General features: G+C 51.1%; 21 protein-coding genes. 9 read left to right on the forward strand and 12 right to left on the reverse strand.

Annotated features, from left to right (window positions below):
• The first annotated feature begins 78 nt into the window (after positions 1–78).
• On the forward strand, positions 79–363 hold the full coding sequence (ybjH, locus tag HEN33_RS08595; RefSeq protein WP_000605480.1) for a protein YbjH: 285 nt from the start codon (positions 79–81) through the stop codon (positions 361–363).
• 40 nt (positions 364–403) lie between these two features.
• Here ybjH and mdfA read toward each other — a convergent pair whose 3' ends face one another.
• A complete protein-coding gene (gene mdfA, locus HEN33_RS08600; protein WP_088541635.1) occupies positions 404–1,636 on the reverse strand; it encodes a multidrug efflux MFS transporter MdfA in 1,233 nt (410 codons plus the stop codon).
• Between the two features lie 285 nt (positions 1,637–1,921).
• Between mdfA and ybjG the strand changes: the two genes are divergently transcribed.
• Positions 1,922–2,518 carry an undecaprenyl-diphosphate phosphatase gene (gene ybjG, locus HEN33_RS08605; RefSeq protein WP_105277056.1) on the forward strand — a complete coding sequence of 199 codons (597 nt, stop codon included), beginning with the start codon at positions 1,922–1,924 and terminating at the stop codon, positions 2,516–2,518.
• A 57-nt stretch (positions 2,519–2,575) separates the two neighbouring features.
• On the forward strand, positions 2,576–3,334 hold the full coding sequence (deoR, locus tag HEN33_RS08610; protein WP_000450117.1) for a DNA-binding transcriptional repressor DeoR: 759 nt from the start codon (positions 2,576–2,578) through the stop codon (positions 3,332–3,334).
• Positions 3,335–3,380: 46 nt separating this feature from the next.
• Here deoR and dacC read toward each other — a convergent pair whose 3' ends face one another.
• On the reverse strand, positions 3,381–4,583 hold the full coding sequence (gene dacC, locus HEN33_RS08615) for a serine-type D-Ala-D-Ala carboxypeptidase (protein WP_000195961.1): 1,203 nt from the start codon (positions 4,581–4,583) through the stop codon (positions 3,381–3,383).
• A 246-nt stretch (positions 4,584–4,829) separates the two neighbouring features.
• On the opposite strand from dacC, the gene gstB reads away from it, so the two are divergent.
• Positions 4,830–5,456: a glutathione S-transferase GstB gene (gstB, locus tag HEN33_RS08620; RefSeq protein WP_176263138.1), complete on the forward strand. Its 627-nt coding sequence runs from the start codon at positions 4,830–4,832 to the stop codon at positions 5,454–5,456.
• On the opposite strand, the gene yliI is transcribed toward gstB, so the two are convergent.
• Positions 5,453–6,568, reverse strand: a complete 1,116-nt coding sequence (gene yliI, locus HEN33_RS08625) for an aldose sugar dehydrogenase YliI (protein ID WP_176263137.1) — start codon at positions 6,566–6,568, stop codon at positions 5,453–5,455. The two genes, gstB and yliI, sit on opposite strands and share 4 nt — an antisense overlap.
• A 110-nt stretch (positions 6,569–6,678) precedes the next feature.
• Positions 6,679–7,062, reverse strand: a complete 384-nt coding sequence (gene bssR, locus HEN33_RS08630) for a biofilm formation regulator BssR (protein ID WP_000497137.1) — start codon at positions 7,060–7,062, stop codon at positions 6,679–6,681.
• 212 nt (positions 7,063–7,274) lie between these two features.
• Between bssR and rimO the strand changes: the two genes are divergently transcribed.
• On the forward strand, positions 7,275–8,600 hold the full coding sequence (gene rimO / locus HEN33_RS08635; protein WP_000049367.1) for a 30S ribosomal protein S12 methylthiotransferase RimO: 1,326 nt from the start codon (positions 7,275–7,277) through the stop codon (positions 8,598–8,600).
• Between the two features lie 46 nt (positions 8,601–8,646).
• Here rimO and HEN33_RS08640 read toward each other — a convergent pair whose 3' ends face one another.
• The 7 genes from HEN33_RS08640 to iaaA all read right to left on the reverse strand — a co-directional run bounded on the left by HEN33_RS08640 (position 8,647) and on the right by iaaA (position 18,742).
• The gene (locus HEN33_RS08640) at positions 8,647–9,975 is read right to left on the reverse strand and encodes a GGDEF domain-containing protein (RefSeq protein ID WP_000086878.1); all 1,329 of its coding nucleotides are present in this window, start codon (positions 9,973–9,975) and stop codon (positions 8,647–8,649) included.
• A 7-nt stretch (positions 9,976–9,982) separates the two neighbouring features.
• Complete coding sequence (locus HEN33_RS08645) at positions 9,983–12,331, reverse strand: sensor domain-containing phosphodiesterase (RefSeq protein ID WP_176263136.1); 2,349 nt, start codon at positions 12,329–12,331, stop codon at positions 9,983–9,985.
• Positions 12,332–12,508: 177 nt separating this feature from the next.
• Positions 12,509–13,420 carry a glutathione ABC transporter permease GsiD gene (gene gsiD / locus HEN33_RS08650; RefSeq protein WP_176263135.1) on the reverse strand — a complete coding sequence of 304 codons (912 nt, stop codon included), beginning with the start codon at positions 13,418–13,420 and terminating at the stop codon, positions 12,509–12,511.
• A gap of 2 nt (positions 13,421–13,422) precedes the next feature.
• Positions 13,423–14,343, reverse strand: coding sequence for a glutathione ABC transporter permease GsiC (gsiC, locus tag HEN33_RS08655; RefSeq protein WP_176263134.1), 921 nt, complete (start codon positions 14,341–14,343; stop codon positions 13,423–13,425).
• Between the two features lie 17 nt (positions 14,344–14,360).
• Complete coding sequence (gene gsiB / locus HEN33_RS08660; RefSeq protein WP_176263133.1) at positions 14,361–15,899, reverse strand: glutathione ABC transporter substrate-binding protein GsiB; 1,539 nt, start codon at positions 15,897–15,899, stop codon at positions 14,361–14,363.
• A 19-nt stretch (positions 15,900–15,918) separates the two neighbouring features.
• Positions 15,919–17,790 carry a glutathione ABC transporter ATP-binding protein GsiA gene (gene gsiA, locus HEN33_RS08665; protein WP_088541633.1) on the reverse strand — a complete coding sequence of 624 codons (1,872 nt, stop codon included), beginning with the start codon at positions 17,788–17,790 and terminating at the stop codon, positions 15,919–15,921.
• On the reverse strand, positions 17,777–18,742 hold the full coding sequence (iaaA, locus tag HEN33_RS08670) for a beta-aspartyl-peptidase (RefSeq protein WP_032183815.1): 966 nt from the start codon (positions 18,740–18,742) through the stop codon (positions 17,777–17,779). The genes gsiA and iaaA overlap by 14 nt, the downstream gene beginning before the upstream one ends.
• A gap of 203 nt (positions 18,743–18,945) precedes the next feature.
• Here iaaA and moeA point away from each other — a divergent pair, with 203 nt between their 5' ends.
• Positions 18,946–20,181, forward strand: coding sequence for a molybdopterin molybdotransferase MoeA (moeA, locus tag HEN33_RS08675; protein WP_176263132.1), 1,236 nt, complete (start codon positions 18,946–18,948; stop codon positions 20,179–20,181).
• Positions 20,181–20,930: a molybdopterin-synthase adenylyltransferase MoeB gene (moeB, locus tag HEN33_RS08680; protein ID WP_176263131.1), complete on the forward strand. Its 750-nt coding sequence runs from the start codon at positions 20,181–20,183 to the stop codon at positions 20,928–20,930. The genes moeA and moeB overlap by 1 nt, the downstream gene beginning before the upstream one ends.
• 178 nt (positions 20,931–21,108) lie before the next feature.
• Here the strand turns inward: moeB and fsa are convergent, their stop codons facing one another.
• Positions 21,109–21,771, reverse strand: a complete 663-nt coding sequence (fsa, locus tag HEN33_RS08685; RefSeq protein WP_001305948.1) for a fructose-6-phosphate aldolase — start codon at positions 21,769–21,771, stop codon at positions 21,109–21,111.
• A 129-nt stretch (positions 21,772–21,900) separates the two neighbouring features.
• Here fsa and HEN33_RS08690 point away from each other — a divergent pair, with 129 nt between their 5' ends.
• Both HEN33_RS08690 and HEN33_RS08695 read left to right on the forward strand, forming a co-directional pair.
• A complete protein-coding gene (locus HEN33_RS08690; protein ID WP_176263130.1) occupies positions 21,901–22,800 on the forward strand; it encodes a glycyl-radical enzyme activating protein in 900 nt (299 codons plus the stop codon).
• A 5-nt stretch (positions 22,801–22,805) separates the two neighbouring features.
• Positions 22,806–25,238: a glycyl radical protein gene (locus HEN33_RS08695; RefSeq protein ID WP_103253279.1), complete on the forward strand. Its 2,433-nt coding sequence runs from the start codon at positions 22,806–22,808 to the stop codon at positions 25,236–25,238.
• Positions 25,239–25,267 lie beyond the last annotated feature (29 nt).

Genomic DNA, 25,267 nt, shown 5'->3' on the forward strand with positions numbered 1-25,267 from the left:
AGCACGCCCGGCAACACAAAGCCTGAATGCAGGCTGCATAATTCGCGGAAATTAACCCGCTGCATTATTTCAGGCGAAATGATTATGAAAAATTGTCTACTGTTGGGCGCGCTTTTAATGGGCTTTACTGGTGTGGCGATGGCGCAAAGTGTCACCGTCGATGTGCCGAGTGGATACAAAGTGGTTGTGGTTCCTGATTCAGTCAGCGTTCCACAAGCAGTCAGCGTCGCGACTGTGCCGCAAACCGTCTATGTGGCTCCTGCGCCAGCTCCGGCTTACCGCCCGCATCCGTATGTTCGCCATCTTGCCAGCGTAGGTGAAGGGATGGTTATCGAACACCAGATTGATGACCATCACCATTAATTTGAAAATGCCTGATTGCTTTGCGCAACCAGGCATTTTTTTACCCTTCGTGCGAATTACCCATCTGTTTATCTTTTAAAAAGATAACCATCAGCAGCAGCCACAAAATCCCGTTGGCAAGGTTGAAGAGATTAAACAGGCCGTTGCCCCCATTCAGCCAGGCATGTTTGCTGATTTCAATACCGACGGTAAAAATAAGCATTTGCAACATTCCCATCGCCGCAGAAACCGTACCTTTACTCATATCGCTGGCAAACAGGGTCAATCGCACCAATCCCGCATTCGCCAGGCCAATACCGAAAGCATAAATACTTAACCCGGCGGTCATCCACAAATACGCGTGCGATGAGATAACCGTTGCCGCAGCAGCGACCAACAGGCCAATCATAATCGGCCAGCCGCCCATAATAATCAATGAACGTACGGTGCGGCGCGAGGTCAGACGCGCTAGCAGCAAGTTACCCGCAATTAATGCCCCGAAAATAGGCACTTGCAGCAAGCCATATTCATAGCTACTCAACTGCTCGCCGGTAATGATGATAATCGGCGACTGGGCGATCCACGCCAGCAACGGCAGGCTAACGAATCCCAGCGCCAGTGCCCCTGCCACAAAGCGACCGTTCTTCAGCACCAGCTTATAGTCACGACCGAGTTCTTTCAGCGACAGTTTCTCGCCTATACGCGTCGCGGTTTCAGGCATGGCTCGTTGCAGACCGAAAAAGGAGATCGCTGCCAATGCGGCAAACAAAACAAACATCCCCTCCCAGGGCAGCACATGGATCCACGCCGCGCCCACCAGCGGACCAAGTAGCGGAGCAATCAGCGCCACGTTCGCCATCAGCGCGGTGATCTTGATACAAACCGCCTCTTCGAAGGACTCCTGAATTGCGGCGTAACCCACAGCGCCAATGAAACAGAGGCTTATGCCCTGCAAGAAGCGCAACAGCGTGAATTGTTCAATGTTTTGCGCCAGTAATATCGCCAGACAAGTGATGATAAACCACACTACTCCCGCCAGCATCACCGGACGGCGACCAATACGATCCGACAGTGGTCCCAGCAGCCACTGTAAAAACATCCCGCCCGCCAGATACGCGGTCATCGAAGTAGGAACCCAATCAATGCCCGCCTGATATTGTTCCACCACGGCCAACATACCGGGTTGAATCATATCGTTGCCGATATAGGTTGAAAATTCGTAAAGCACCAGACAGAGAGGGAAAAGTAACGCCTGACGTCCAAGCCTGGCACCGGAAGCTAATCTATTTTGCATGCAATTTCTTCGCCAATAATAATCGCGCAAAGTTTAATAAAAGCGCAGCTAACGAGAAAGCGAATTTTGTAGCTGAAACTTCGGTTAAGCACATTCTTACATTATTGCGAGTATAGCTACGCTTTCTTTAAGTTTTATTTAACCTATGCTCGTTACAATCAGCCACCGTAAACAGGGCCGCTTGAGGGAAATAAGACGATGCCGCTTTACCCAGTTTAACCTGCACTTTATTCTCAACGACTTGCCTGTATTGGCTCCCTTTTAATCACTTTGCGTCGGGAAGTTATGCTGGAAAATTTGAATCTCTCTCTATTCTCTCTTATTAACGCGACGCCAGACTCTGCGCCGTGGATGATCTCGTTGGCGATTTTTATTGCTAAAGATTTGATTACCGTGGTGCCGCTGCTGGCCGCAGTACTTTGGTTGTGGGGGCTTACAGCACAACGGCAACTGGTGATAAAAATCGCAATCGCGCTAGTCGTCAGCCTGTTAGTGTCCTGGACGATGGGGCATCTTTTCCCACACGACCGACCCTTTGTCGAGAATATCGGCTATAACTTCCTGCATCATGCGGCGGATGACTCATTCCCGAGCGATCACGGTACGGTGATTTTCACCTTTGCACTGGCATTTTTATGCTGGCATCGCCTGTGGTCCGGCTCACTTTTAATGGTGCTGGCCGTCGTCATTGCCTGGTCGCGCGTTTATCTTGGCGTCCACTGGCCGCTGGATATGCTCGGTGGATTGCTGGCAGGTATGATTGGCTGCCTTAGCGCCCAGATTATCTGGCAAGCGATGGGGCATAAACTCTATCAACGTCTGCAATCGTGGTATCGTTTCTGTTTTGCATTACCGATCCGCAAAGGCTGGGTGCGTGACTGATCTCTGCTAAAAAGTGTAGTATTGAGCGGCTCGCTTCAATAACTATTCAGAGGGATTATGGAAACTCGTCGCGAAGAGCGTATCGGGCAGCTGCTGCAAGAATTAAAACGCAGCGATAAGTTACATCTTAAAGACGCCGCCGCCCTGCTTGGGGTTTCGGAGATGACGATTCGTCGCGATCTGAATAACCACAGCGCCCCCGTCGTTTTGCTTGGCGGCTATATTGTTCTGGAACCGCGCAGCGCCAGCCATTATCTGTTAAGCGATCAAAAATCCCGTCTGGTAGAGGAAAAACGCCGGGCGGCAAAACTGGCTGCGACGCTGGTAGAACCCGATCAGACCCTCTTTTTTGACTGTGGCACCACCACACCGTGGATTATTGAAGCGATTGATAATGAAATCCCTTTTACCGCCATTTGTTATTCGCTAAATACCTTTCTGGCACTGAAAGAGAAACCTCATTGCCGCGCGTTTCTTTGCGGTGGTGAATTTCACGCCAGCAACGCCATTTTCAAACCCATCGATTTTCAGCAAACGCTGAATAATTTTTGCCCGGATATCGCTTTTTATTCCGCGGCGGGGGTGCATGTCAGTAAGGGCGCTACCTGTTTTAATCTTGAAGAGTTGCCGGTAAAACACTGGGCCATGTCGATGGCGCAAAAGCATGTGCTGGTTGTCGACCACAGTAAATTTGGCAAGGTGCGTCCGGCACGCATGGGTGACCTGAAACGCTTTGATATTGTAGTGAGCGATTGTTGCCCGGAAGATGAGTATGTGAAGTACGCGCAGACGCAGCGTATTAAGTTGATGTATTAACAACGAATAACCGGATGACGTTTCGCGCCATCCGGTTATCAGAAGATTAAGAGAACCAGCTGCCGAACCACTGATGGAATTTCATCATCACGAAATCCCACATCCGACCAAAGAATCCGCCCTCTTCCACATTTTCCATCACGATCAGCGGACGCTGCTCAATGGATTTACCGTTAAGCTGGAAATCAATGGTGCCGACAACCTGACCTTTTTTCAGCGGTGCGGTAAGCTGCGGTTCCGTTAACGTATAACTCGCTTTCAGGTTTTTCAGCTGCCCACGCGGTATGGTCACGGATCCCGCTTCGCCTGCCCCGAGATTCACTTCGCTCTTATCACCAAACCAGACGCGCTGAGTCACAAAGGTGGCATCAGGTTTAATTGGCGTCACGGTTTCAAAGAAGCGGAAACCCCAGGTCAATAATTTCTCAGACTCATTAAAACGGATACGGTCAGTTTTCGCCCCCAGCACTACGGAGATTAAACGCATATCGCCCTGGGTAGCAGAAGCAACCAGATTATATCCCGCGCCTGCCGTGGTTCCTGTCTTCATGCCATCAACATTCAGATTGCTGCTCCACAGCAGACGGTTACGGTTAGGCTGACGAATTTTGTTGAAGGTGAACTCTTTCTCTTTATGAATGGCGTACTCTTCTGGCACATCGTGGATCAATGCTTTACCCAGCAATGCCATATCGCGCGCGGTACTGAACTGCCCCGGCGCATCCAGACCGTGCACCGTCTGGAAGGTCGTGTTGGTCAGCCCCAGTTTTTTGGCATAACCATTCATCAAACCAATAAATGACTCCTGGCTCCCGGCAACGTAATCAGCCAGCGCAATACAGGCGTCATTACCGGACTGGATAATCACGCCTTTGTTCAAGTCTGCCACCGAAACCTGATCGCCCGGTTTAAGGAACATTACCGACGAACCACGCAGTGCCGGGTTTCCCGTCGCCCAGGCATCTTTACCGACCGTCACCATATCGGTGAGTTTAATCTTATCGGCCTTAAGCGCCTGCCCAACCACATAGCTGGTCATGATTTTAGTCAGGCTCGCGGGGTCCAGTTTCTCATCCGCATTGCCTTCTGCCAGCACTTTACCGCTGGCGTAATCCATTAAAATCCATGCACGCGCATCCACGCTCGGCGCTTCAACGGTTTGTTCCGCCGCGAATGCCGTTGGGGCAAAAAGGAATAAAAATGCAGAACCCGCTGCAAGACCACGAAGGAGAGAGGAGTATTGCGTCATAAATGCCACCCGAGTATCCATTCAAAAAAAATACGTTATATCGCCGTATGATACGTTCGGTGATTAATAACGCACACACAAACTTAAAGAAACCGTAAGTTGGTAAAGTTTTTAAAGTTTATGCAATATCCTGCCGCTTCGCTGCTTCTGCCGTCATTTTTTTGCCAGCTGTTGCTTAAAAGTTAACTTTACTTCACCATCAAAGTCCTGTTCAGCCTGTGGCTGCCTGTCTGAAAAGGGGTAAGTATGATTACGCTGTGGGGTCGGAATAATTCAACCAACGTAAAAAAAGTATTGCTGACGCTCGAAGAACTGGAACTACCTTATGAGCAAATTCTCGCGGGCCGTGAGTTTGGGGTAAACCACGATGCTGATTTTCTGGCGATGAACCCTAACGGGCTGGTGCCGTTGTTGCGTGACGACGAAAGTGATCTCATCCTTTGGGAATCAAACGCCATTGTCCGCTATCTGGCGGCACAGTATGGGCAAAACCGCCTGTGGATCGACTCACCGGCACGCCGTGCAGAAGCGGAAAAATGGATGGACTGGGCAAACCAGACGCTCAGCAATGCCCATCGCGGGATCCTGATGGGATTAGTCAGAACACCACCGGAAGAGCGCGATCAGGCCGCCATTGATGCCAGTTGTAAAGAGTGCGACGCCCTGTTTGCCCTGCTCGATGCGGAACTGGCAAAAGTAAAATGGTTCTCCGGCGACGAGTTTGGTGTGGGCGATATCGCTGTCGCACCGTTCATCTACAATTTGTTTAACGTTGGCCTGACCTGGACACCGCGTCCAAATCTGCAACGCTGGTATCAGCAACTCACTGAACGCCCCGCAGTGCGCAAAGTGGTGATGATTCCCGTTAGCTAATTGCGTGGGCTAACTTTAAGTAATTCCCCACTGGACTCGTCGGTGAGAACGTATAAATAACCGTCGGGTCCAGTGCGAACATCACGAATTCGCTGCCCTCTGTCCGTTAAAATACGGCCATCTTCTGTCACTTTGTCGCCGTTGACGCTCATCACAATGACATCTTTATCTTTCAGCGCGCCAATAAATAATTTTTGCTGCCACTGGGGGAATTTATCGCTGTTATAGAAGGCCATGCCGCTCACGGCGGGCGAATCTTTCCAGTAAAAAACAGGTTGCTCGGTCCCGGCGACGATCTCCCCTTTCGCTTCCGGTATCTTAAAGCCCGAATAGTTGATTCCCCAGGTTGCCAGCGGCCAGCCGTAGTTTTTGCCTTTTTGCGGAATATTAATTTCATCACCACCGCGGGGGCCATGTTCATTCAGCCACAGTGCATTACTCCACGGATTCATCGCCATTCCTTGCGGGTTACGAATACCATAAGACCAGATCTCGGCGCGCGCACCGGATCTCCTGGCAAAAGGATTATCATCCGGGATCTCGCCCTGGTCAGTAAGACGCACCAATTTGCCCTGTAATTTATCCAGATCCTGCGCCGTCGGGCGCTGATTGTTTTCGCCCAGAGCAATAAAAAGATAACCTTTACCGTCGAATACCAGCCGCCCGCCAAAATGGTTGCCGGTAGACAGTTTTGGCATCTGGCGAAAGACGGTGCGGAAGTCGGTCACTTTTGAGAGATCATCACTTAAGCGGCCATAACCCACAGCAGTTCCGGCTTTGCCATCATCGCCAACTTCGGAATAACTTAACCAGATGCGGCGCGACTGGGCAAAATCAGGCGCTAAAGCCACATCCATTAAGCCGCCCTGCCCGTGCGCCCAAACTTCCGGCACTCCGGAAAGCGGCGCAGATAATCCTTTTCCTGCTTGCCAGCGACGCAACTCACCGCCGCGCAGGGTGATTAACATGCCGTGATTATCGGGTAAAAAGGCCAGCGCCCAAGGGTGATCGAGTTTGTCTTGCAATACTTCGACATTTACCGTTGCAGGAGCTGCCCAGAGAGCAGAAGAAAGACAGATAAGGGGCACAAGGAAAAAGGATTGTCTCTGCATAACGCCTCCGGATTGACTCTGGCTTAAAGCGTAGTCAGTGAAGGCGATAACAAATTCATTTTTACAAAAACTTAAATATGAAGGGGGAGACGCTTTCTCCCCCTTTGTTTTCAGGCCTTCTCAAGCATGGCGTGTTTCTGCAGGCTCTGGATACTCAGCGTTAAGCTCATCAGACAATTTTCAAGCTTATCGGCGTTGACGGTAATAACAGTCGGGCAATCATGGTGCCCACTCATCAAACATACTGCGGCTGTCGCTAATGCTTCTTCAGCATGATGAAGAGCACTCCACTCTTCCTGATCCAGATGAAGATTCAACCGCAGCGATTTATCGTGCAGTTCGCGATTCAGTTTAAAAAAGTTATCTCGTAGATGATTGCTTTCGCTGACGGACATGTATCCTTTTGCCTTCCTCAGTTGCACGTATGCAGCGAGGTCAACGCGTGCGTCGATCAACCGGTTCAGCAGATCGATTCGCTGTCTGTCAACGAACATACTTCGATCCTCCTCTTTCCAGCCTTGTTGCAATTAAATAGTATGGCTATTTATTGAGCAAAATGCTGTCCAGGATCAATTCTTCACCCCGAATTAACAAAATTTACATTTCCTTCGCCTCCGCCAGCGAATGAGATTGCGATACAAATTTTATCCAGAACTCTGTAGAATCCCTGCCCTGACCTTTCCTGTAACTGAATATTTTTTAAGCTATGAGCAAAGTAACTCCCCAGCCGAAAATCGGCTTTGTTTCCCTTGGCTGTCCGAAAAACCTTGTCGATTCAGAGCGAATTCTCACCGAACTACGCACCGAAGGTTATGACGTGGTACCGAGCTATGACGATGCGGACATGGTGATCGTCAATACCTGCGGCTTTATTGACAGCGCGGTACAAGAATCACTGGAAGCCATTGGCGAAGCGTTGAATGAAAACGGCAAGGTAATTGTGACCGGTTGTCTGGGGGCGAAAGAAGATCAGATCCGCGAAGTCCACCCGAAAGTGCTGGAAATCACCGGGCCTCATAGCTATGAGCAGGTTCTTGAGCACGTTCATCACTACGTACCAAAACCGAAACACAACCCATTCCTGAGCCTGGTGCCAGAACAAGGTGTGAAACTGACGCCGCGTCATTATGCCTATCTGAAAATTTCTGAAGGCTGTAACCACCGCTGCACCTTCTGCATTATTCCGTCTATGCGCGGCGATCTGGTGAGCCGTCCGATTGGCGAAGTGTTAAGTGAAGCGAAACGACTGGTTGATGCGGGCGTTAAAGAGATTCTGGTGATCTCGCAGGATACTTCCGCCTATGGCGTTGATGTTAAACATCGTACTGGCTTCCACAACGGCGAGCCGGTAAAAACCAGCATGGTCAGCCTGTGTGAACAGTTATCGAAACTGGGGATCTGGACACGTCTGCACTACGTTTACCCTTATCCACACGTGGACGACGTCATCCCACTGATGGCGGAAGGCAAAATCCTGCCGTATCTGGATATCCCGTTGCAACACGCCAGCCCGCGCATTCTCAAACTGATGAAGCGTCCGGGTTCTGTAGATCGCCAACTGGCGCGCATCAAACAGTGGCGCGAAATCTGCCCGGAACTGACCCTGCGCTCAACCTTTATTGTCGGCTTCCCTGGCGAGACGGAAGAAGATTTCCAGATGCTACTCGATTTCCTGAAAGAAGCACGTCTGGATCGCGTTGGCTGCTTTAAATACAGCCCGGTTGAAGGTGCAGACGCCAATGCCCTGCCTGACCAGGTTCCGGAAGAAGTGAAAGAAGAACGCTGGAACCGTTTCATGCAGCTACAGCAGCAGATTTCCGCCGAGCGCCTGCAAGAGAAAGTGGGCCGTGAAATTCTGGTGATTATCGACGAAGTGGACGAAGAAGGCGCGATTGGCCGCAGCATGGCAGATGCACCAGAAATCGACGGCGCGGTTTATCTCAATGGTGAAACTAACGTTAAGCCGGGTGATATCCTGCGAGTGAAAGTCGAGCACGCCGATGAGTACGATTTGTGGGGTAGCCGGGTTTAATTAATTCAGGCAGGGCAACATCATTTGCCCTGCCTGCTAATAATGATTACTGCCAGCTAATCTGCGCCCTGCCGTTTTTCTTACTCTTATACAGCCGCTCATCCGCCAGCATTTTCAAACGTTCAACGGTGGTACATTCATTTGAATGCGCTACACCGATACTGGTGCTCAAGTTAATACTCCCCACCTGGAAATGGACGATTTCTTTTAGAATCGATAGCAACTCCTCCAGCGTTCCGCCAGTATAAATCACCGCAAATTCGTCACCGCCGAAGCGGTAGACTTTACCTTTATCTACCGGGATTTGTGATTTAAGGATTTTCACCACTTTCATCAACACTTCATCGCCCAGCAAATGACCGAAGGTGTCGTTAATGTTTTTGAATTTATCGACATCAAAAAGACACAGATAGCCCCCTTTTTCCGGCAGGGCTTTTAAATCTTCATCAAAGGATTTTCTGCCCATTGCTTTGGTCAGGTCGTCCAGAAACGCCGAGTTATACATACTGTAGAGTTTTTTGACATCGGCAGCCGAGAAGAAAAGCCCACCGTCCAGGACGCGTTCAAAATGGTTATTAATAATGGCTTCTTTCTCCACAATGCCACGATTAATCACTCTGCGCACCAGATAAAGGCAGCTAGCACCCGATATCACTGCCACCAATGCAGCAAAGAAAATAATCAACATACATACCTGAAAATAAACGTCTTTTTTATACGAAAATACGTACAATCCGGTCGGCAAATAGGCGAAGTGCTCCATTGCTTCCGAAACGGTGAAGATGGCGTTTTTAGCATTATATTCATCACCGGTCACCGGTTTACCGTTCTTAAACAGAGAGAACATCAGGTTCTCGCTATCCATCGCCAGCGATTTTGACAGTAAAGAAAAACGCTCCAGACCAAGCAAAAATATCAGACTGCGATTGTGAGTTACCGGATAGAGGTAATAGACGAAGGTTTTACCGTCAAAAGAGATAAACCCTGTATTTTTGACATGTCGATACTTAACAACCTGCATAATATCTGCACAATAATTTTTCTCGAACTCCTTTACCTGAATACATTCGTCACTGGAAATCAGATAAGGACCGACATCGTACAAATAAGAGGGTGAAACCGAGTCGGCGTAAGCTGTGCGCAAGCCAACCAACAGCTGTTCCTCCGTGGGATTTAGCGTGTTGATGAGATCAATTGCCACGCTACGCCGATATTCAGCAATATTTGCCACCGCAAAAGCAGTATCAATAACGGACTGTTTCAGGCCATACACCCGTTCCTTTACCATTTGAGTGTAGATCCCGCAGGCAACTGCTGAAATCATGATAAAAATCAGCAGACTGACTGTAAGTACGAACTTATTGATTCTGGACATACGTAAACTACTCTTTTACTAATTTTCCACTTTTATCCCAGGCGGAGAACGGCATGGGTTTCTGGTACAGATACCCCTGAGCCTGAACACATCCTAATTTGATTAATTCGCGCGCAACATCTTCGCTCTCTACGCCTTCCGCAATCACCGGGATCCGGTTATAGCGTGCCAGATCGAAAATAATGCGCACAATTTTCCCCGCAGTACCGAAAATATCGCCGGTAAATTGCGAGTCCACTTTTATACTGTCTGGATTAATTTCATAAAAACGTTTCAGGTTTGACAAACCGGTGCCAAAGTCATCAATCGATATCCGTACCCCTTGTTTACGCAGTTGTTCAATATTGAGATAAAAATGTTCATTAATTCGCTCGATCACGGTTTCAGTGATCTCAACACAGAGGCTGTTCGCCTTCAGGCCATTTTCTTTCATGATGGTGGTAAAACGCTCATGAAAGTGTGGTTCGTTTAACTGCCAGGGCGAAACATTAATATGCAGTAAGAAACCGTCCTTCAGCGACGCACGCTGACTAAAATGTCTGAATTCACCCATTGCCGTTTTAATAATCTGATAACCCAGCTCATTGATAAACCCGATATCTTCAGCAATGGTAATGAACTTCAGCGGTGAAATGATCCCCCGCTCCGCAGACACCCAACGGCACAACGCCTCCGCGCCCAGAATGGCGCGGGTGTTAATATCAACGATCGGTTGATAGACCAGGAATAGTTCGCCAATTTCCATTGCATGGCGAATATTACGCGCAATCCAAATATTCTCTTCTATTTCGTTGAGTTTCGCGTCATCACAGAAAATAAACTCTGAGAACATATGGTCACGGATACTGGAAATCGCCAGTTTCAGTTTTTCTGCGTAACTCCAGGCGTTTTCTCCCTGCAAAGGTTCACAAATGGCAGACTTATGGATGCGCAGATTGCGGTAGCCAAAGCTGCTGTCAAAATCGTTTACCATCGCTATTTTACGGGTAAATGTCTGTACATTTTCCCGGCACAGAAGTAAATAGAGATCGGCATTGAATGTCACGATATCGCAGCATTGCGCATATTTCTCGGCAATTCGCTGACACAATTTCCTGACGATTTTATTGCGTTCATCAACACCAAACACCGCTTCCACGGCTTCCAGACCACACAGTTTAATGATCCCCACAGCCAGATACTGATTATTGTTGGACTCAATAATCGCCATATTTTTAATAAAACCGCTTTCTTGATCGTAAGAGATCAGCGAGAGCAATTTATTCGAACGTTCAATTTCGGCATCTTTCATTTCCGCGATCGAATTTTTGATGCTGATAATCTCTTTCGCATCGCCTTCGCGAATTTTCAGAGCCTCGATTTGATCCGTTGAGTCAGGCAAAAATGCCAGCGTATTAACCAGCTCGGTCATTTCAGAAAATTGCCGACGGAACACACAAGTGGTCATTAAATAAACCACCAGCAATACGATAATAATGAAAGCAAACGGCAGATAAAAAAGTTTATCTGATGCGTTCAATAAATTACCGCCAGGATAATAAAAATAGATTTCGAATAATGCGTTGTTTGGCACCGCTGATGTTTTTTCGATATATTCAGTATCGACAGAATCAATAATATTATAATTGCCTTCGCTATTATAAATAATCAGTTTTTCACGAGCGAGTTGATTCTTGGCAATGATCTCATGGCCTTGTTTCAAAAATAGAACTTCATCATTAGCGCTGATTTGATCAAGATACTCGTTCAGATATCGCCAGTTTAAATCGACATGAATTTTATCCACCACTAACAAATCGTGATCTTTGCCGTTGATGCGTAGCGTAAAAGAGATACATTTTTTACCCGGACGATCAAAGCAATTGTATGCCGGATTCCAGCTGTTGTTAGAGTCATCTGAAGCCACCGACCACGGTCGTTTCGATGGGTTAAAATCGGCAAAAATAACCCGCCCTGACTCGTCGACAAGCGGTCCATTTACTTGTTCCTGATGATAAACAACAATTTTATCATTCGCCCTCCGCGAAAAGAGATAATATTTATTATCATCAAGTACCAGTCCCACCGAGTCTAAAAATGGCATCATTTCCATTTTAAGGATCACAGCGCGTTGAATCTCCTCTGTATTTTTTAATAAATACAGTGAGTCCTTTAATGTCAGGGCCGAACGTTCAATATCTTTAAAGAAATAGCCAACGTTTTTCTGAATAAGTTCAAAGCGGCTATCGGCACGTTTTACCGCGCGTTCCGATACCAGTTGATAGTTAATGATGAAAAAAAGGCCAATAAATGACAGTGCTGCCAATAAAAATAAAATTATCAGCCTTATCTTTATCTTTTCGTATAAACTCAGCATGTTAATACATTTAACAAAATAACTGTCTGAACGCTGTGCCGCTGCAAAAACAGTCCCTTGCTGCGGCTTTTTAACCAAATTACCCGATTCTACAAAATCAGCAGAAAGTTACAACACTTGCTTAGAGCAATAATTTCCTGTGAGGTGATTACCCTTTCAAGCAATATTCAAACGTAACTATCCTTTAATTTTCGGATCCAGCGCATCGCGTAAACCATCACCCAACAAATTGAACGCCAGTACAGTCAGAAAAATAGCCAGGGCCGGAAAAATAGCGACATGCGGCGCGATAACCATATCCGCTCGTGCCTCATTGAGCATTGCTCCCCACTCTGGTGTCGGCGGCTGCGCACCGAGGCCGAGAAATGACAGGCTGGCGGCAGAGATAATCGAGGTACCGATGCGCATGGTGAAAAACACCACGATAGACGAGACGGTCCCAGGCAGAATATGACGCAATAAAATGGTCATATCGCTGGCACCAATACTGCGTGCTGACTCAATAAAGGTTTGCTGTTTCAACACCAGCGTGTTGCCGCGCACCAGTCGGGCAAACGCGGGGATGGAAAAAATGGCGACTGCAATAATCACGTTAGCAATGCCGCTTCCCAACACCGCAACAACAGCGATGGCCAGCAAAATACCCGGGAAGGCAAACAGCACATCGCAAATGCGCATGATCAGCCGATCCCACCAGCCTTCATAATATCCCGCCAGCAAGCCCAGCAACGTCCCGATCGCCGCACCGATAAACACTGCAAACACGCCCGCCGCCAGCGAGATTTGCGCACCAACCAGGACACGGCTGAAAATGTCGCGTCCCAGTGAATCGACGCCAAACCAGTGCTGCAAAGAAGGTCCGTTATTCAGATTGTCATAATCGAAAAAATTTTCGGCGTCATAGGGGGCGATCCAGCGTGCAAAAATGGCCACCACAATCAATAAAATGACGAACAATGCGGCGGCCATCGCCATATGCTGATGGCGAAATCGTCGCCAGAATTCATGCCACGGTGTACGTACCTGGTCAGGTTTAACCAATGGCATGGCGTTTAACACCGCCTGACGTCGCCAGTTAAATATTCGCATCCTTACTTGTACCTGATAGCCGGGTTAATGGCGGCATAAAGCACATCCACCACTAAGTTGATAAGAATAAATTCCAGCGAGAAAAGCAGAATTTCCGCCTGAATCACCGGGTAATCGCGCATTTCTACGGAGTCGACGAGTAAGCGTCCAAGTCCGGGCCAGTTGAAGACTTTCTCCACCACAATGGAACCACCGAGTAAAAAGCCAAACTGTAAGCCCATCATGGTCACTACCGGGATCATCGCATTGCGTAACCCGTGTTTGAGGATGACCCAGGTTTCGCTCACCCCTTTCGCCCTCGCGGTACGCATATAATCTTCGCTTAAGACGTCGACAAACGATGCGCGGGTAAAGCGCGCCATCACGGCTGCCACTGCCGCGCCGAGCGTCAGGGAGGGTAAAATGTAGTGCTGCCAACTGTCTGCACCAACGGTGGGTAACCAGCCAAGTTCAACTGAGAAAACCTGAATCAACAGTATTCCTAACGCAAATGCCGGGAATGAAATCCCTGATACCGCGATAGTCATACTTAATCGATCCGGCCAACGGTTACGCCAGACGGCGGCGATAATTCCCGCCGCCATACCAAATATCACTGCCCAGACCATACTGGTTATGGTCAGCCACAGCGTTGGCATAAAGCGGCTGGCAATCTCATCGGCAACCGGACGACGCGACACCATCGACAGGCCAAAATCGCCCTGTACGGCATTGGTGATATAGTGCCAGAACTGGTGATACAGTGGCTGATCCAACCCCAGTTGCTGACGCACCAGCTCGATGACCTGCGCATCGGCTTCTGGTCCGGCAATCAATCGCGCTGGATCGCCGGGTAGCATATGAACAAATAAAAACACCAGCACCGAGACGATAAACAGCGTCGGAATCAACCCCAGTAAGCGTTTGATAACGTAATTAAGCATTCCACTCCCTGCGTTGCTTATTGCAAATCCGCGTCTTCAAAGCTGAAACCGGTGTCTGGCATGATCCAAAAACCGCTCAGGTTTTTGCTGTGTGCCGACACCAGTTTTTCGACTACCAGCGGGATCCACGGCGACTCTTGCCAGATGATATCCTGCGCCGCCTTATACAAGCGCGCCTTTTCCGCCGGATCGTTGGTTTTCAGCGCCTGGGCAAGCTCGTCATCCACCTGCTTATTGCTGTAAAACGCAGTATTAAACAGCGTCGGCGGCCAGTTCTGCGAGGCGAACAGTGGCGATAGCGCCCAGTCAGCTTCACCAGTCGAGGCCGACCAGCCAGTGTAGAACATTCTCACGCCGCTCTCTTTCTGCCCTTTACCTTCAACTTCTGCCGCCCGCTGCCCGGCATCCATCGCCGTTACCTGGGCTTTAATCCCCACCTGCGCTAGCTGTTGCTGGGTAAATTGCAGCACTTTCTGCGCGGTGCTGTGGTTATGTGACGACCACAGCGTGGTACTGAAGCCGTTGGGATACCCCGCCTCTTTCAATAATTCACGCGCTTTCGCCGGATCGTAAGGCCACGGTTGATAACTTTGCGCGTAGGCAATACTCGGTGGCACCACACCAGTAGCAGGAACTGCATATCCCGCAAAGGCCACTTTCACCAGTGCCTGACGGTTAATGGCGTAATTCAGCGCCTCACGGACCTTCGGGTTATCGAACGGCTTTTGCGTCACGTTCATACTGATATAACGCTGCATAATTGACGGACTGGCCATCAACTCGATATTTTTGTTTTTCTCCAGCAGTGCGGCCTGCTCGTAGGGAATGGGGAAAGCAAACTGCGCTTCACCGGTTTGCAGCATTGCCGCGCGGGTGTTGTTATCCGCCACCGGACGCCAGGTTATGCTGTCCAGTTTGGGCAATCCTGGCTGCCAGTAACCCGCGAATTTTTTCACTTTCACAAAATCGGTCTGATTCCAGGTATCCAGTTCATACGGCCCGGTTCCCACCGGATGAAAACCAATATCCTTGCCATATTTTTCCAGCGCTGCCGGTGAAATCATCGCGGTCGCCGGATGGGCAAGAATATTAATAAACGCTGAAAACGGCTGTTTGAGGGTAATCTTTACCGTTGTCGGATCGATCGCTTCCGTTTTGGCAATATTCTTATACAGGTTATAGCGTTTAAGATGATTCGCCGGATCGCTGGCCCGGTCCAGATTCGCTTTTACCGCCGCTGCGTTGAAATCGGTGCCATCCTGGAATTTAATTCCTTCCCGCAGTTTCACGGTGTAAGTAAGGCCGTCATCGGAAACGGTATAACTCTCCGCCAGCACGTTTTTCAGTTTCATCTCTTTATCGAGACCGAACAGCCCCTGGTAAAACGATTTCGCTACGGCCTGAGATAACGTGTCATTCGCGTCATATGGATCGAGCGTGGTGAAGTCCGATCCTACCGCCACCACCACATCTTTGGCAGCGAATGCACAAGATGCCATCAACGCTGTCGCAATGCCCAGCGCCACTAACCCACTACGGTGTACAGCTCTTGCCATTTTATTCTCCGCCTGAATGTTATCTACGCATGAATGCGTATTCTGATTGTGGTTGTGCGACGTAATGCCCCGGCCCGACGCATTGCAACGAGACGGCTGCAACCTCTTCGCCACGCAGATGAATATTGCTGGGAAGATCGTCCGACAGCAGTACACGCTGCGGTCGTTGTCGGGACGGTTCAGCGACCGGAACTGCCGCCAGTAATTTACGCGTATAAGGATGCTGCGGGTTTTCAAAGACCGCGCGCCGTGGACCAATTTCAACAATTTGTCCGAGATACATCACCGCCACACGATGACTAATCCGCTCTACAACGGCCATATCGTGGGAGATAAACAGATACGCAATGCCGAAATCACGCTGGAGATCGAGCAACAAGTTGATAATCTGCCCGCGAATAGAAACATCCAGCGCTGATACAGCTTCATCGGCAATGATCACTTTTGGATTCAATGCCAACGCGCGAGCAATGCAGATGCGCTGTCGCTGGCCGCCGGAAAACTCATGCGGGTAACGCCACGCATGTTCAGGTAACAGACCCACGCGCTCCAGCAACCACGCAACGCGTGCAGCCGCTTCTTTACCTGGCAATAAACCGTGTACGCGCAGCGGTTCGATAATCGAATCACCGATGGTCTGACGTGGGTCCAGCGAAGCGTAAGGGTCCTGAAAAATAAACTGAATATCGCGACGCAATGCCTGAAGTTTGCCGGGTGACAAAGTATCGATTCGCTGACCGTTAAAGATAATTTCGCCGCCCTGCGATTCGACCAGGCGCAGCAACGCCCGCCCGGTAGTGGATTTACCGCTGCCAGACTCACCCACCAGCGATAGCGTTTCGCCAGGCCAGAGATCAAAACTGACTTTCTCAACGGCATGCACTTCCCGCGTTACGCGATTCAACAAACCACTGCGCAAAGGGAAACGGGTGACCAGATTACGCACCCGTAAAACAGGTTCGCCATCCACCACCGTTTTCTGCTCGATGGGTGGCTCCTGTTTCGCTGGATGTTCAAGCGATATCAATGGGAAACGTCGTGGATAATCTAACCCTTTCATCGCACCAAGTTGCGGAACAGCAGCTAACAGCGCACGGGTATAAGGATGTTGCGGTGCATTAAAAATCTGTTCGACGCTACCCGTTTCCACCGCCTCGCCCTGATACATCACCAGTACCCGATCGGCAATCTCTGCCACCACACCCATATCGTGAGTGATAAAGATAACGCCCATCGACATCTCTTTTTGCAATACTTTGATTAATTGCAGGATTTGCGCCTGAATAGTGACATCCAGCGCGGTGGTTGGCTCATCGGCAATCAGCACCGCCGGGCGGCATGACAGCGCCATCGCAATCATCACTCGCTGGCGCATCCCGCCAGAGAGTTGATGCGGATAACGTGAAAGAATGGTTTGTGCCTCCGGAATGCGTACCTGATCCAGCATCCGCTTCGCCTCGACCATTGCTTCTTCACGACTGGCGTTTTGATGCAGACGAATTGATTCGGCAATCTGTTCACCCACAGTAAATACCGGGTTCAGCGATGTCATCGGCTCCTGAAATATCATTGCCATATCCGCACCGCGCACATGGCGCATTTGTGCAGCGCTCTGCTCGCTAAGTTCAATCACTTCGCGAGTGCGCCGCCGCAACAGCATTTGATCGCACTGCACTAAACCGCCCGCCTGTTCCAACAGGCGCATCAGTGCCAGCGCAGTCACTGACTTACCAGAGCCGGATTCGCCAACAATTGCCAGCGTCTCACCGCGTTGCAGGCTAAAAGAGAGATTGCGGACCGCAGCTATTTTCTGCTGCTCCTGCATAAAGGCAATATTCAGATTTTCAACCGCCAGCACATCACCGGCATCAAGTTCATCACTGTGTGGCAACGGTGTCCCCTTTTTCACGGTAGATACCGGTGGTTGGCGTATCGCCTGCGTAGCCCCAGGCGCGATACATTCCTTCGGTGTTAAACGGTAGCGCGACGTTACCTTCATGGTCGATAGCGATTAAGCCACCGCTACCGCCAAGCGCAGGGAGTTTTTCCATTACTACCCGCTCGCAGGCTTCCGCGAGACTTAATCCGCCGTAATCCATTAACGCGGCGATGTCATATGCCGCCAGCGCGCGGATGAAGACTTCGCCCGTGCCGGTACATGAAACCGCCACACTGGCGTTATTGGCGTAGCATCCGGCACCCACTAAGGGACTATCGCCAACTCGTCCGGGTAATTTATTGGTCATTCCGCCCGTGGACGTGGCTGCCGCCAGATTGCCGTTTAAATCCAACGCCACGGCCCCCACGGTGCCCATTTTCTGTTTTTCATCCAGTGGCGCACCGCTATGGTCGAGGACCATTGCCCCTTCCTCGCGCGCTGCCAGGAGTTGTTCATAGCGCAAAGGCGTGGAGAAAATCTCCGGCGAGACGCGCTCCATGCCATGAGCAAATGCAAAATTTTCTGCCCCTTCGCCAATCATCATCACATGCGGGCTTTGCTCCATCACCAGCCGGGCGGCAAGAACCGGATTACGCAGATGCCTAACGCCCGCCACCGCACCGGCTTTCAGGGTGTTACCATCCATCACACAGGCGTCGAGTTCATGCGTTTCATCTCGCGTAAAGACTGCGCCAATTCCGGCGTTAAACAGTGGACACTCTTCCAGTAGACGCACCGTTTCCGTCACCACATCCAGCGCACTTTCGCCCGCTTCCAGCATTTTCTGCCCGGTTTCAACAATGGCAGACAACGCCTCAATGTAGCGTAATTCCTGTTGCAGACTCATCTGCGCGCGGCTAATTGCACCTGCGCCACCATGAATTGCAATGACTGCTTTGCCCATAGTATTCGTCCATTAAGGGTGGCTCGCCACTTTTGCTATAAATATCAGAATTTTTATGAATTACTCATTCAATTTTTGAATATAGAAAGATGGATATGGCATGTAAAGGCAGGAGCCAGCGCTACGCCCGAGGTGGCATACAGTCTGTGGCGTTTTTCTGACATAATAGGCAAATTCGATTTTGCCTCCGCAGGAGTGTTTTCATGGAATTTACCACCGGATTGATGTCGCTCGACACCGCGCTTAATGAGATGCTTTCTCGCGTTACCCCACTGACCGCCCAGGAAACGCTGCCACTGGTACAGTGTTTTGGTCGTATTCTGGCGAGCGATGTCGTTTCGCCACTGGATGTCCCGGGGTTTGATAACTCCGCTATGGACGGCTACGCGGTGCGTTTAGCCGATATTGCCTCCGGGCAACCGCTGCCCGTTGCCGGTAAATCCTTTGCCGGTCAGCCGTACCATGGTGAATGGCCTGCGGGTACCTGCATTCGTATTATGACCGGTGCGCCGGTGCCGGAAGGCTGCGAAGCGGTGGTGATGCAGGAACAGACCGAACAGACTGACGCTGGCGTGCGTTTTACTGCTGAAGTGCGTAGCGGGCAAAATATTCGCCGTCGCGGTGAAGATATCTCTGCGGATGCGGTTGTTTTCCCGGCGGGAACACGCCTGACTACCGCAGAGCTGCCAGTGATTGCTTCGCTGGGAATTGCCGACGTTCCGGTGATTCGTAAAGTGCGAGTAGCGCTGTTTTCTACCGGTGATGAACTCCAGTTGCCAGGCCAGCCGCTGGGCGACGGCCAAATCTACGATACCAACCGTCTCGCCGTGCACCTGATGTTAGAACAGCTGGGTTGCGAGGTAATCAACTTAGGGATTATTCGCGACGATCCACACGCCCTGCGCGCCGCATTTATTGAAGCTGATAGCCAGGCAGATGTGGTGATCAGTTCCGGCGGTGTATCGGTTGGTGAAGCGGATTACACCAAAACCATTCTCGAAGAGCTGGGGGAGATCGCCTTCTGGAAGCTGGCGATTAAACCAGGTAAACCGTTCGCGTTCGGTAAACTCAGCAATAGCTGGTTCTGCGGCCTGCCGGGCAACCCGGTTTCAGCAACGCTGACCTTCTATCAACTGGTACAGCCTTTGCTGGCAAAATTGAGCGGCAACACCGCCAGCGGCCTGCCCGCGCGCCAGCGTGTGCGCACGGCATCGCCTCTGAAGAAATCGCCAGGACGCCTTGATTTCCAGCGCGGCGTGCTGCAACGCAACGCCGATGGCGAACTGGAAGTGACGACCACCGGACATCAGGGTTCACATATATTTAGCTCCTTTAGCCTCGGCAACTGCTTTATCGTACTGGAGCGCGAGCGCGGCAATGTGGAAGTGGGCGAATGGGTGGAAGTAGAACCGTTTAACGCGTTGTTCGGAGGCCTGTAATGGCGGAACTCAGCGATCAGGAGATGCTGCGCTACAACCGGCAAATCATTCTGCGCGGTTTTGATTTTGACGGTCAGGAGGCGCTAAAAGATTCTCGCGTGCTGATCGTCGGCCTCGGTGGACTCGGCTGTGCAGCTTCGCAGTATCTGGCAAGCACCGGTGTCGGCAACCTGACGCTGCTCGACTTCGACACGGTTTCGCTTTCAAATCTGCAACGCCAGACACTGCATAGTGATGCCACGGTCGGGCAACCGAAGGTGGAATCCGCCCGAGACGCACTGGCGCGGATCAATCCACATATCGCGATTACGCCGGTAAATGCGTTGCTTGATGACGTGGAGCTTGCTGCATTGATCGCTGAACACAATCTGGTGCTCGACTGCACGGATAACGTTGCGGTACGTAATCAATTGAACGCTGGCTGTTTTGCCGCAAAGGTGCCGCTGGTTTCCGGGGCGGCAATTCGTATGGAAGGGCAAATCACGGTCTTCACTTATCAGGACGGCGAACCGTGCTACCGCTGCCTTAGCCGTTTGTTTGGCGAGAACGCGCTAACCTGCGTAGAAGCAGGCGTGATGGCACCGTTGATCGGGGTGATTGGTTCGTTGCAGGCAATGGAGGCGATCAAACTGCTGGCAGGTTATGGCAAGCCTGCCAGCGGCAAAATCGTCATGTACGATGCGATGACCTGTCAGTTCCGTGAAATGAAACTGATGCGTAATCCGGGGTGTGAGGTGTGCGGGCAGTAATTGCCAGCCCCAGGCCTGATAAGTCGCGACAAGCGTCGCATCAGGCATTTGCTCCAGACGCCAGATGCGGCGTGAACGCCTTATCTGGCCTACGGTTCGGGCGCAGATTTCCAGGCGCGGCAAGCGTTGGTGCACTCCACCACGTTATCAGCAATTGATGAGGATGCAGAACGTCCTGTTAAATCGACGTTCTGCCAAAAGCCCCCTGCCAGTCCTGCTCAAACTTCGCCACGGCGGCGTCAACTGCCGGATAGCTAATCATCTGCTGCGCCACATCCAGTGGCAGAGTAATTGATTCACATCCTGCCAGTAAGCAGTCCAGTGCCTGACGCGGGGTTTTGAAACTTGCGGCTAACACTTTCGCCTGCGGCGCATGCATTTTCAATAACTGGTGTAAGTCGGTCACGGTTTGAATACCGCTACCGCCCTGAGCATCAATACGATTAACGTAAGGCGCAACATATTCCGCACCTGCCAGCGCCGACAGCAGCCCTTGTGCCGCGCCATATACCGCGGTTCCCAGCGTCGGAATCCCTTCCGCTTTTAACATCTTAATAGCTGCCAGCCCCTCGGCGGTCACCGGAACTTTCACCACGATATCAGCAATAATAGAGCGCAGCTTACGCGCGTCATTCACCATCCCTTCGGCAGTGGTAGCCATCACCTGGGCAAACAGACGCCCCTGACCGCCCATCGCTTCGTGAAGCTCCGGAAGTACCACCTCCAGCGGTTTTTTACCCGCGGCGATAATACTTGGGTTAGTGGTCACACCCGCCAGCGGAAAAATACGTGACAGCGCCTTCACCGCAACAACGTCTGAAGTATCCAGATACAGTTCCATACCATCCTCAAAATGTACTTTTTGTCTGAATGTAGACTATCACGGGAAAACTCTCTGAACAGTTGACGCACATCAATCAAACTTTCATTCGAAAGTATTTTAATGTTTGAACGAAACAGAGAGGCAACTATGATTTTCAATATTCAGCGCTACTCGACCCATGACGGCCCCGGTATCCGCACGGTCGTTTTTCTTAAAGGCTGTTCACTGGGCTGCCGCTGGTGTCAGAACCCGGAAAGCCGCGCCCGCACGCAGGATCTTCTGTATGACGCACGTCTGTGTCTGGAAGGCTGTGAGCTGTGCGCTAAGACCGCGCCGGAAGTGATTGAGCGCGCGCTGAATGGTTTGCTTATTCATCGGGAAAAGTTAACCCCGGAGCATCTGACGGCGTTAACCGACTGCTGCCCGACACAGGCGTTAACCGTGTGTGGTGAAGTGAAAAGCGTAGAGGAGATCATGGCGACTGTTCTGCGTGATAAACCGTTTTACGATCGCAGCGGCGGCGGCTTAACGCTTTCTGGCGGTGAACCGTTTATGCAGCCGGAAATGGCGATGGGGCTACTGCAAGCCAGCCACGAGGCCGGCATTCATACTGCGGTAGAAACCTGTCTGCATGTGCCGTGGAAATATATCGCCCCTTCTCTGCCCTATATCGATCTGTTTCTTGCCGATTTAAAACATGTTGCCGACGCGCCGTTTAAACAGTGGACCGACGGTAACGCCGCCAGAGTGCTGGATAACCTGAAAAAACTCGCTGCGGCGGGGAAAAAAATCATCATCCGCGTGCCGTTGATTCAGGGCTTTAATGCCGATGAAACCTCTGTGAAAGCCATTACTGATTTTGCCGCCGACGAGCTGCACGTCGGCGAAATTCATTTCCTGCCCTACCACACGCTGGGCATCAACAAATATCACTTACTTAATCTGCCCTATGACGCCCCGGAAAAACCGCTTGATGCGCCAGAACTGCTCGACTTTGCCCTGCAGTATGCCTGCCAGAAAGGGTTAACCGCGACCTTACGAGGATAACAACCATGACCACACTGAAACTGGACACGCTCAGCGACCGCATTAAAGCGCACAAAAATGCGCTGGTGAATATTGTGAAACCGCCGGTCTGTACCGAGCGCGCGCAGCACTATACCGAGATGTATCAACAACATCTCGATAAGCCGATCCCGGTACGTCGCGCTCTGGCGCTGGCCCATCACCTGGCGAATCGCACTATTTGGATCAAGCACGATGAGTTGATCATCGGCAACCAGGCAAGCGAAGTTCGCGCCGCGCCGATCTTCCCGGAATATACCGTCTCCTGGATCGAAAAAGAGATTGATGATCTGGCGGATCGTCCGGGTGCAGGTTTTGCGGTGAGCGAAGAGAACAAACGCGTTCTGCATGAAGTGTGCCCTTGGTGGCGCGGTCAGACGGTACAGGATCGCTGCTATGGCATGTTTACCGATGAGCAAAAAGGCCTGCTGGCGACCGGTATCATTAAAGCGGAAGGTAATATGACCTCCGGCGATGCGCACCTGGCGGTCAATTTCCCACTGTTGCTGGAAAAAGGGCTTGATGGTCTGCGCGAGAAAGTGGCGGAGCGCCGCATGCGTATTAACCTGACCGTGCTGGAAGATCTGCACGGCGAGCAATTCCTGAAAGCGATTGATATCGTGTTGGTGGCGGTCAGTGAACATATTGAACGTTTCGCTGCCCTGGCGCGTGAAATGGCCGCTACCGAACCCCGCGAAAGCCGTCGCGATGAACTGCTGGCGATGGCCGAAAACTGCGACCTTATCGCCCACCAGCCGCCGCAGACTTTCTGGCAGGCGCTGCAACTGTGCTACTTCATCCAGTTGATTTTGCAGATCGAATCTAACGGTCACTCAGTATCGTTTGGTCGTATGGACCAGTATCTCTACCCGTACTATCGCCGCGACGTTGAACTGAACCAGACACTGGATCGTGAACACGCCATCGAGATGCTGCATAGCTGCTGGCTGAAACTGCTGGAAGTGAACAAGATCCGCTCCGGCTCGCACTCAAAAGCCTCTGCGGGAAGTCCGCTGTATCAGAACGTCACCATTGGCGGGCAAAATCTGGTTGATGGTCAGCCGATGGACGCGGTGAATCCACTCTCTTACGCAATCCTCGAATCTTGCGGCCGCCTGCGTTCCACTCAGCCTAACCTCAGCGTGCGCTACCACGCGGGAATGAGTAACGATTTCCTCGATGCCTGCGTACAGGTGATCCGCTGCGGCTTCGGGATGCCGGCGTTCAACAACGACGAAATCGTCATCCCGGAATTTATTAAACTCGGTATTGAACCGCAGGATGCTTACGACTACGCGGCGATTGGCTGTATCGAAACCGCCGTCGGTGGCAAATGGGGCTATCGCTGCACCGGGATGAGCTTTATCAACTTCGCCCGCGTGATGCTGGCGGCGCTGGAAGGCGGTCGTGATGCCACCAGCGGCAAAGTGTTCCTGCCACAAGAAAAAGCGTTGTCAGCGGGTAACTTCAACAACTTCGATGAAGTGATGGACGCGTGGGACACGCAAATCCGTTACTACACCCGTAAATCAATCGAAATCGAATATGTCGTCGACACCATGCTGGAAGAGAACGTGCACGATATTCTCTGCTCGGCGCTGGTGGATGACTGTATTGAGCGAGCGAAAAGCATTAAACAAGGCGGCGCGAAGTATGACTGGGTTTCTGGCCTGCAGGTCGGCATTGCTAACCTCGGCAACAGCCTGGCGGCAGTGAAGAAACTGGTGTTTGAACAGGGCGCGATTGGTCAGCAACAACTGGCTGCCGCACTGGCGGATGACTTCGACGGCCTGACGCACGAGCAGCTGCGTCAGCGGCTGATTAACGGCGCGCCGAAGTACGGCAACGACGATGATACTGTCGATACGCTGCTGGCTCGCGCTTATCAGACCTATATCGACGAACTGAAACAGTACCATAACCCGCGCTACGGTCGTGGTCCGATTGGCGGCAACTATTACGCAGGTACGTCGTCTATCTCCGCTAACGTACCGTTTGGCGCGCAGACTATGGCAACGCCGGACGGACGTAAAGCACATACCCCGCTGGCAGAAGGCGCTAGTCCGGCCTCCGGTACTGACCATCTCGGCCCAACGGCGGTCATTGGCTCGGTGGGTAAACTGCCTACGGCAGCGATTCTCGGCGGCGTGTTGCTCAACCAGAAACTGAATCCGGCAACGCTGGAGAACGAATCTGACAAGCAGAAACTGATGATCCTACTGCGCACCTTCTTCGAGGTGCATAAAGGCTGGCATATTCAGTACAACATCGTTTCCCGCGAAACGCTGCTGGAAGCGAAAAAACATCCGGATCAGTACCGCGATCTGGTGGTGCGCGTAGCGGGTTATTCCGCCTTCTTCACTGCGCTCTCTCCAGACGCACAGGACGATATCATCGCCCGTACTGAACATATGCTGTAATCTCCTTCGCCCGGTAACGGTTGTTGCCG

Source organism: Escherichia sp. 94.0001, assembly GCF_013369155.2.
Taxonomy (GTDB): Bacteria; Pseudomonadota; Gammaproteobacteria; order Enterobacterales; family Enterobacteriaceae; genus Escherichia; species Escherichia coli_F.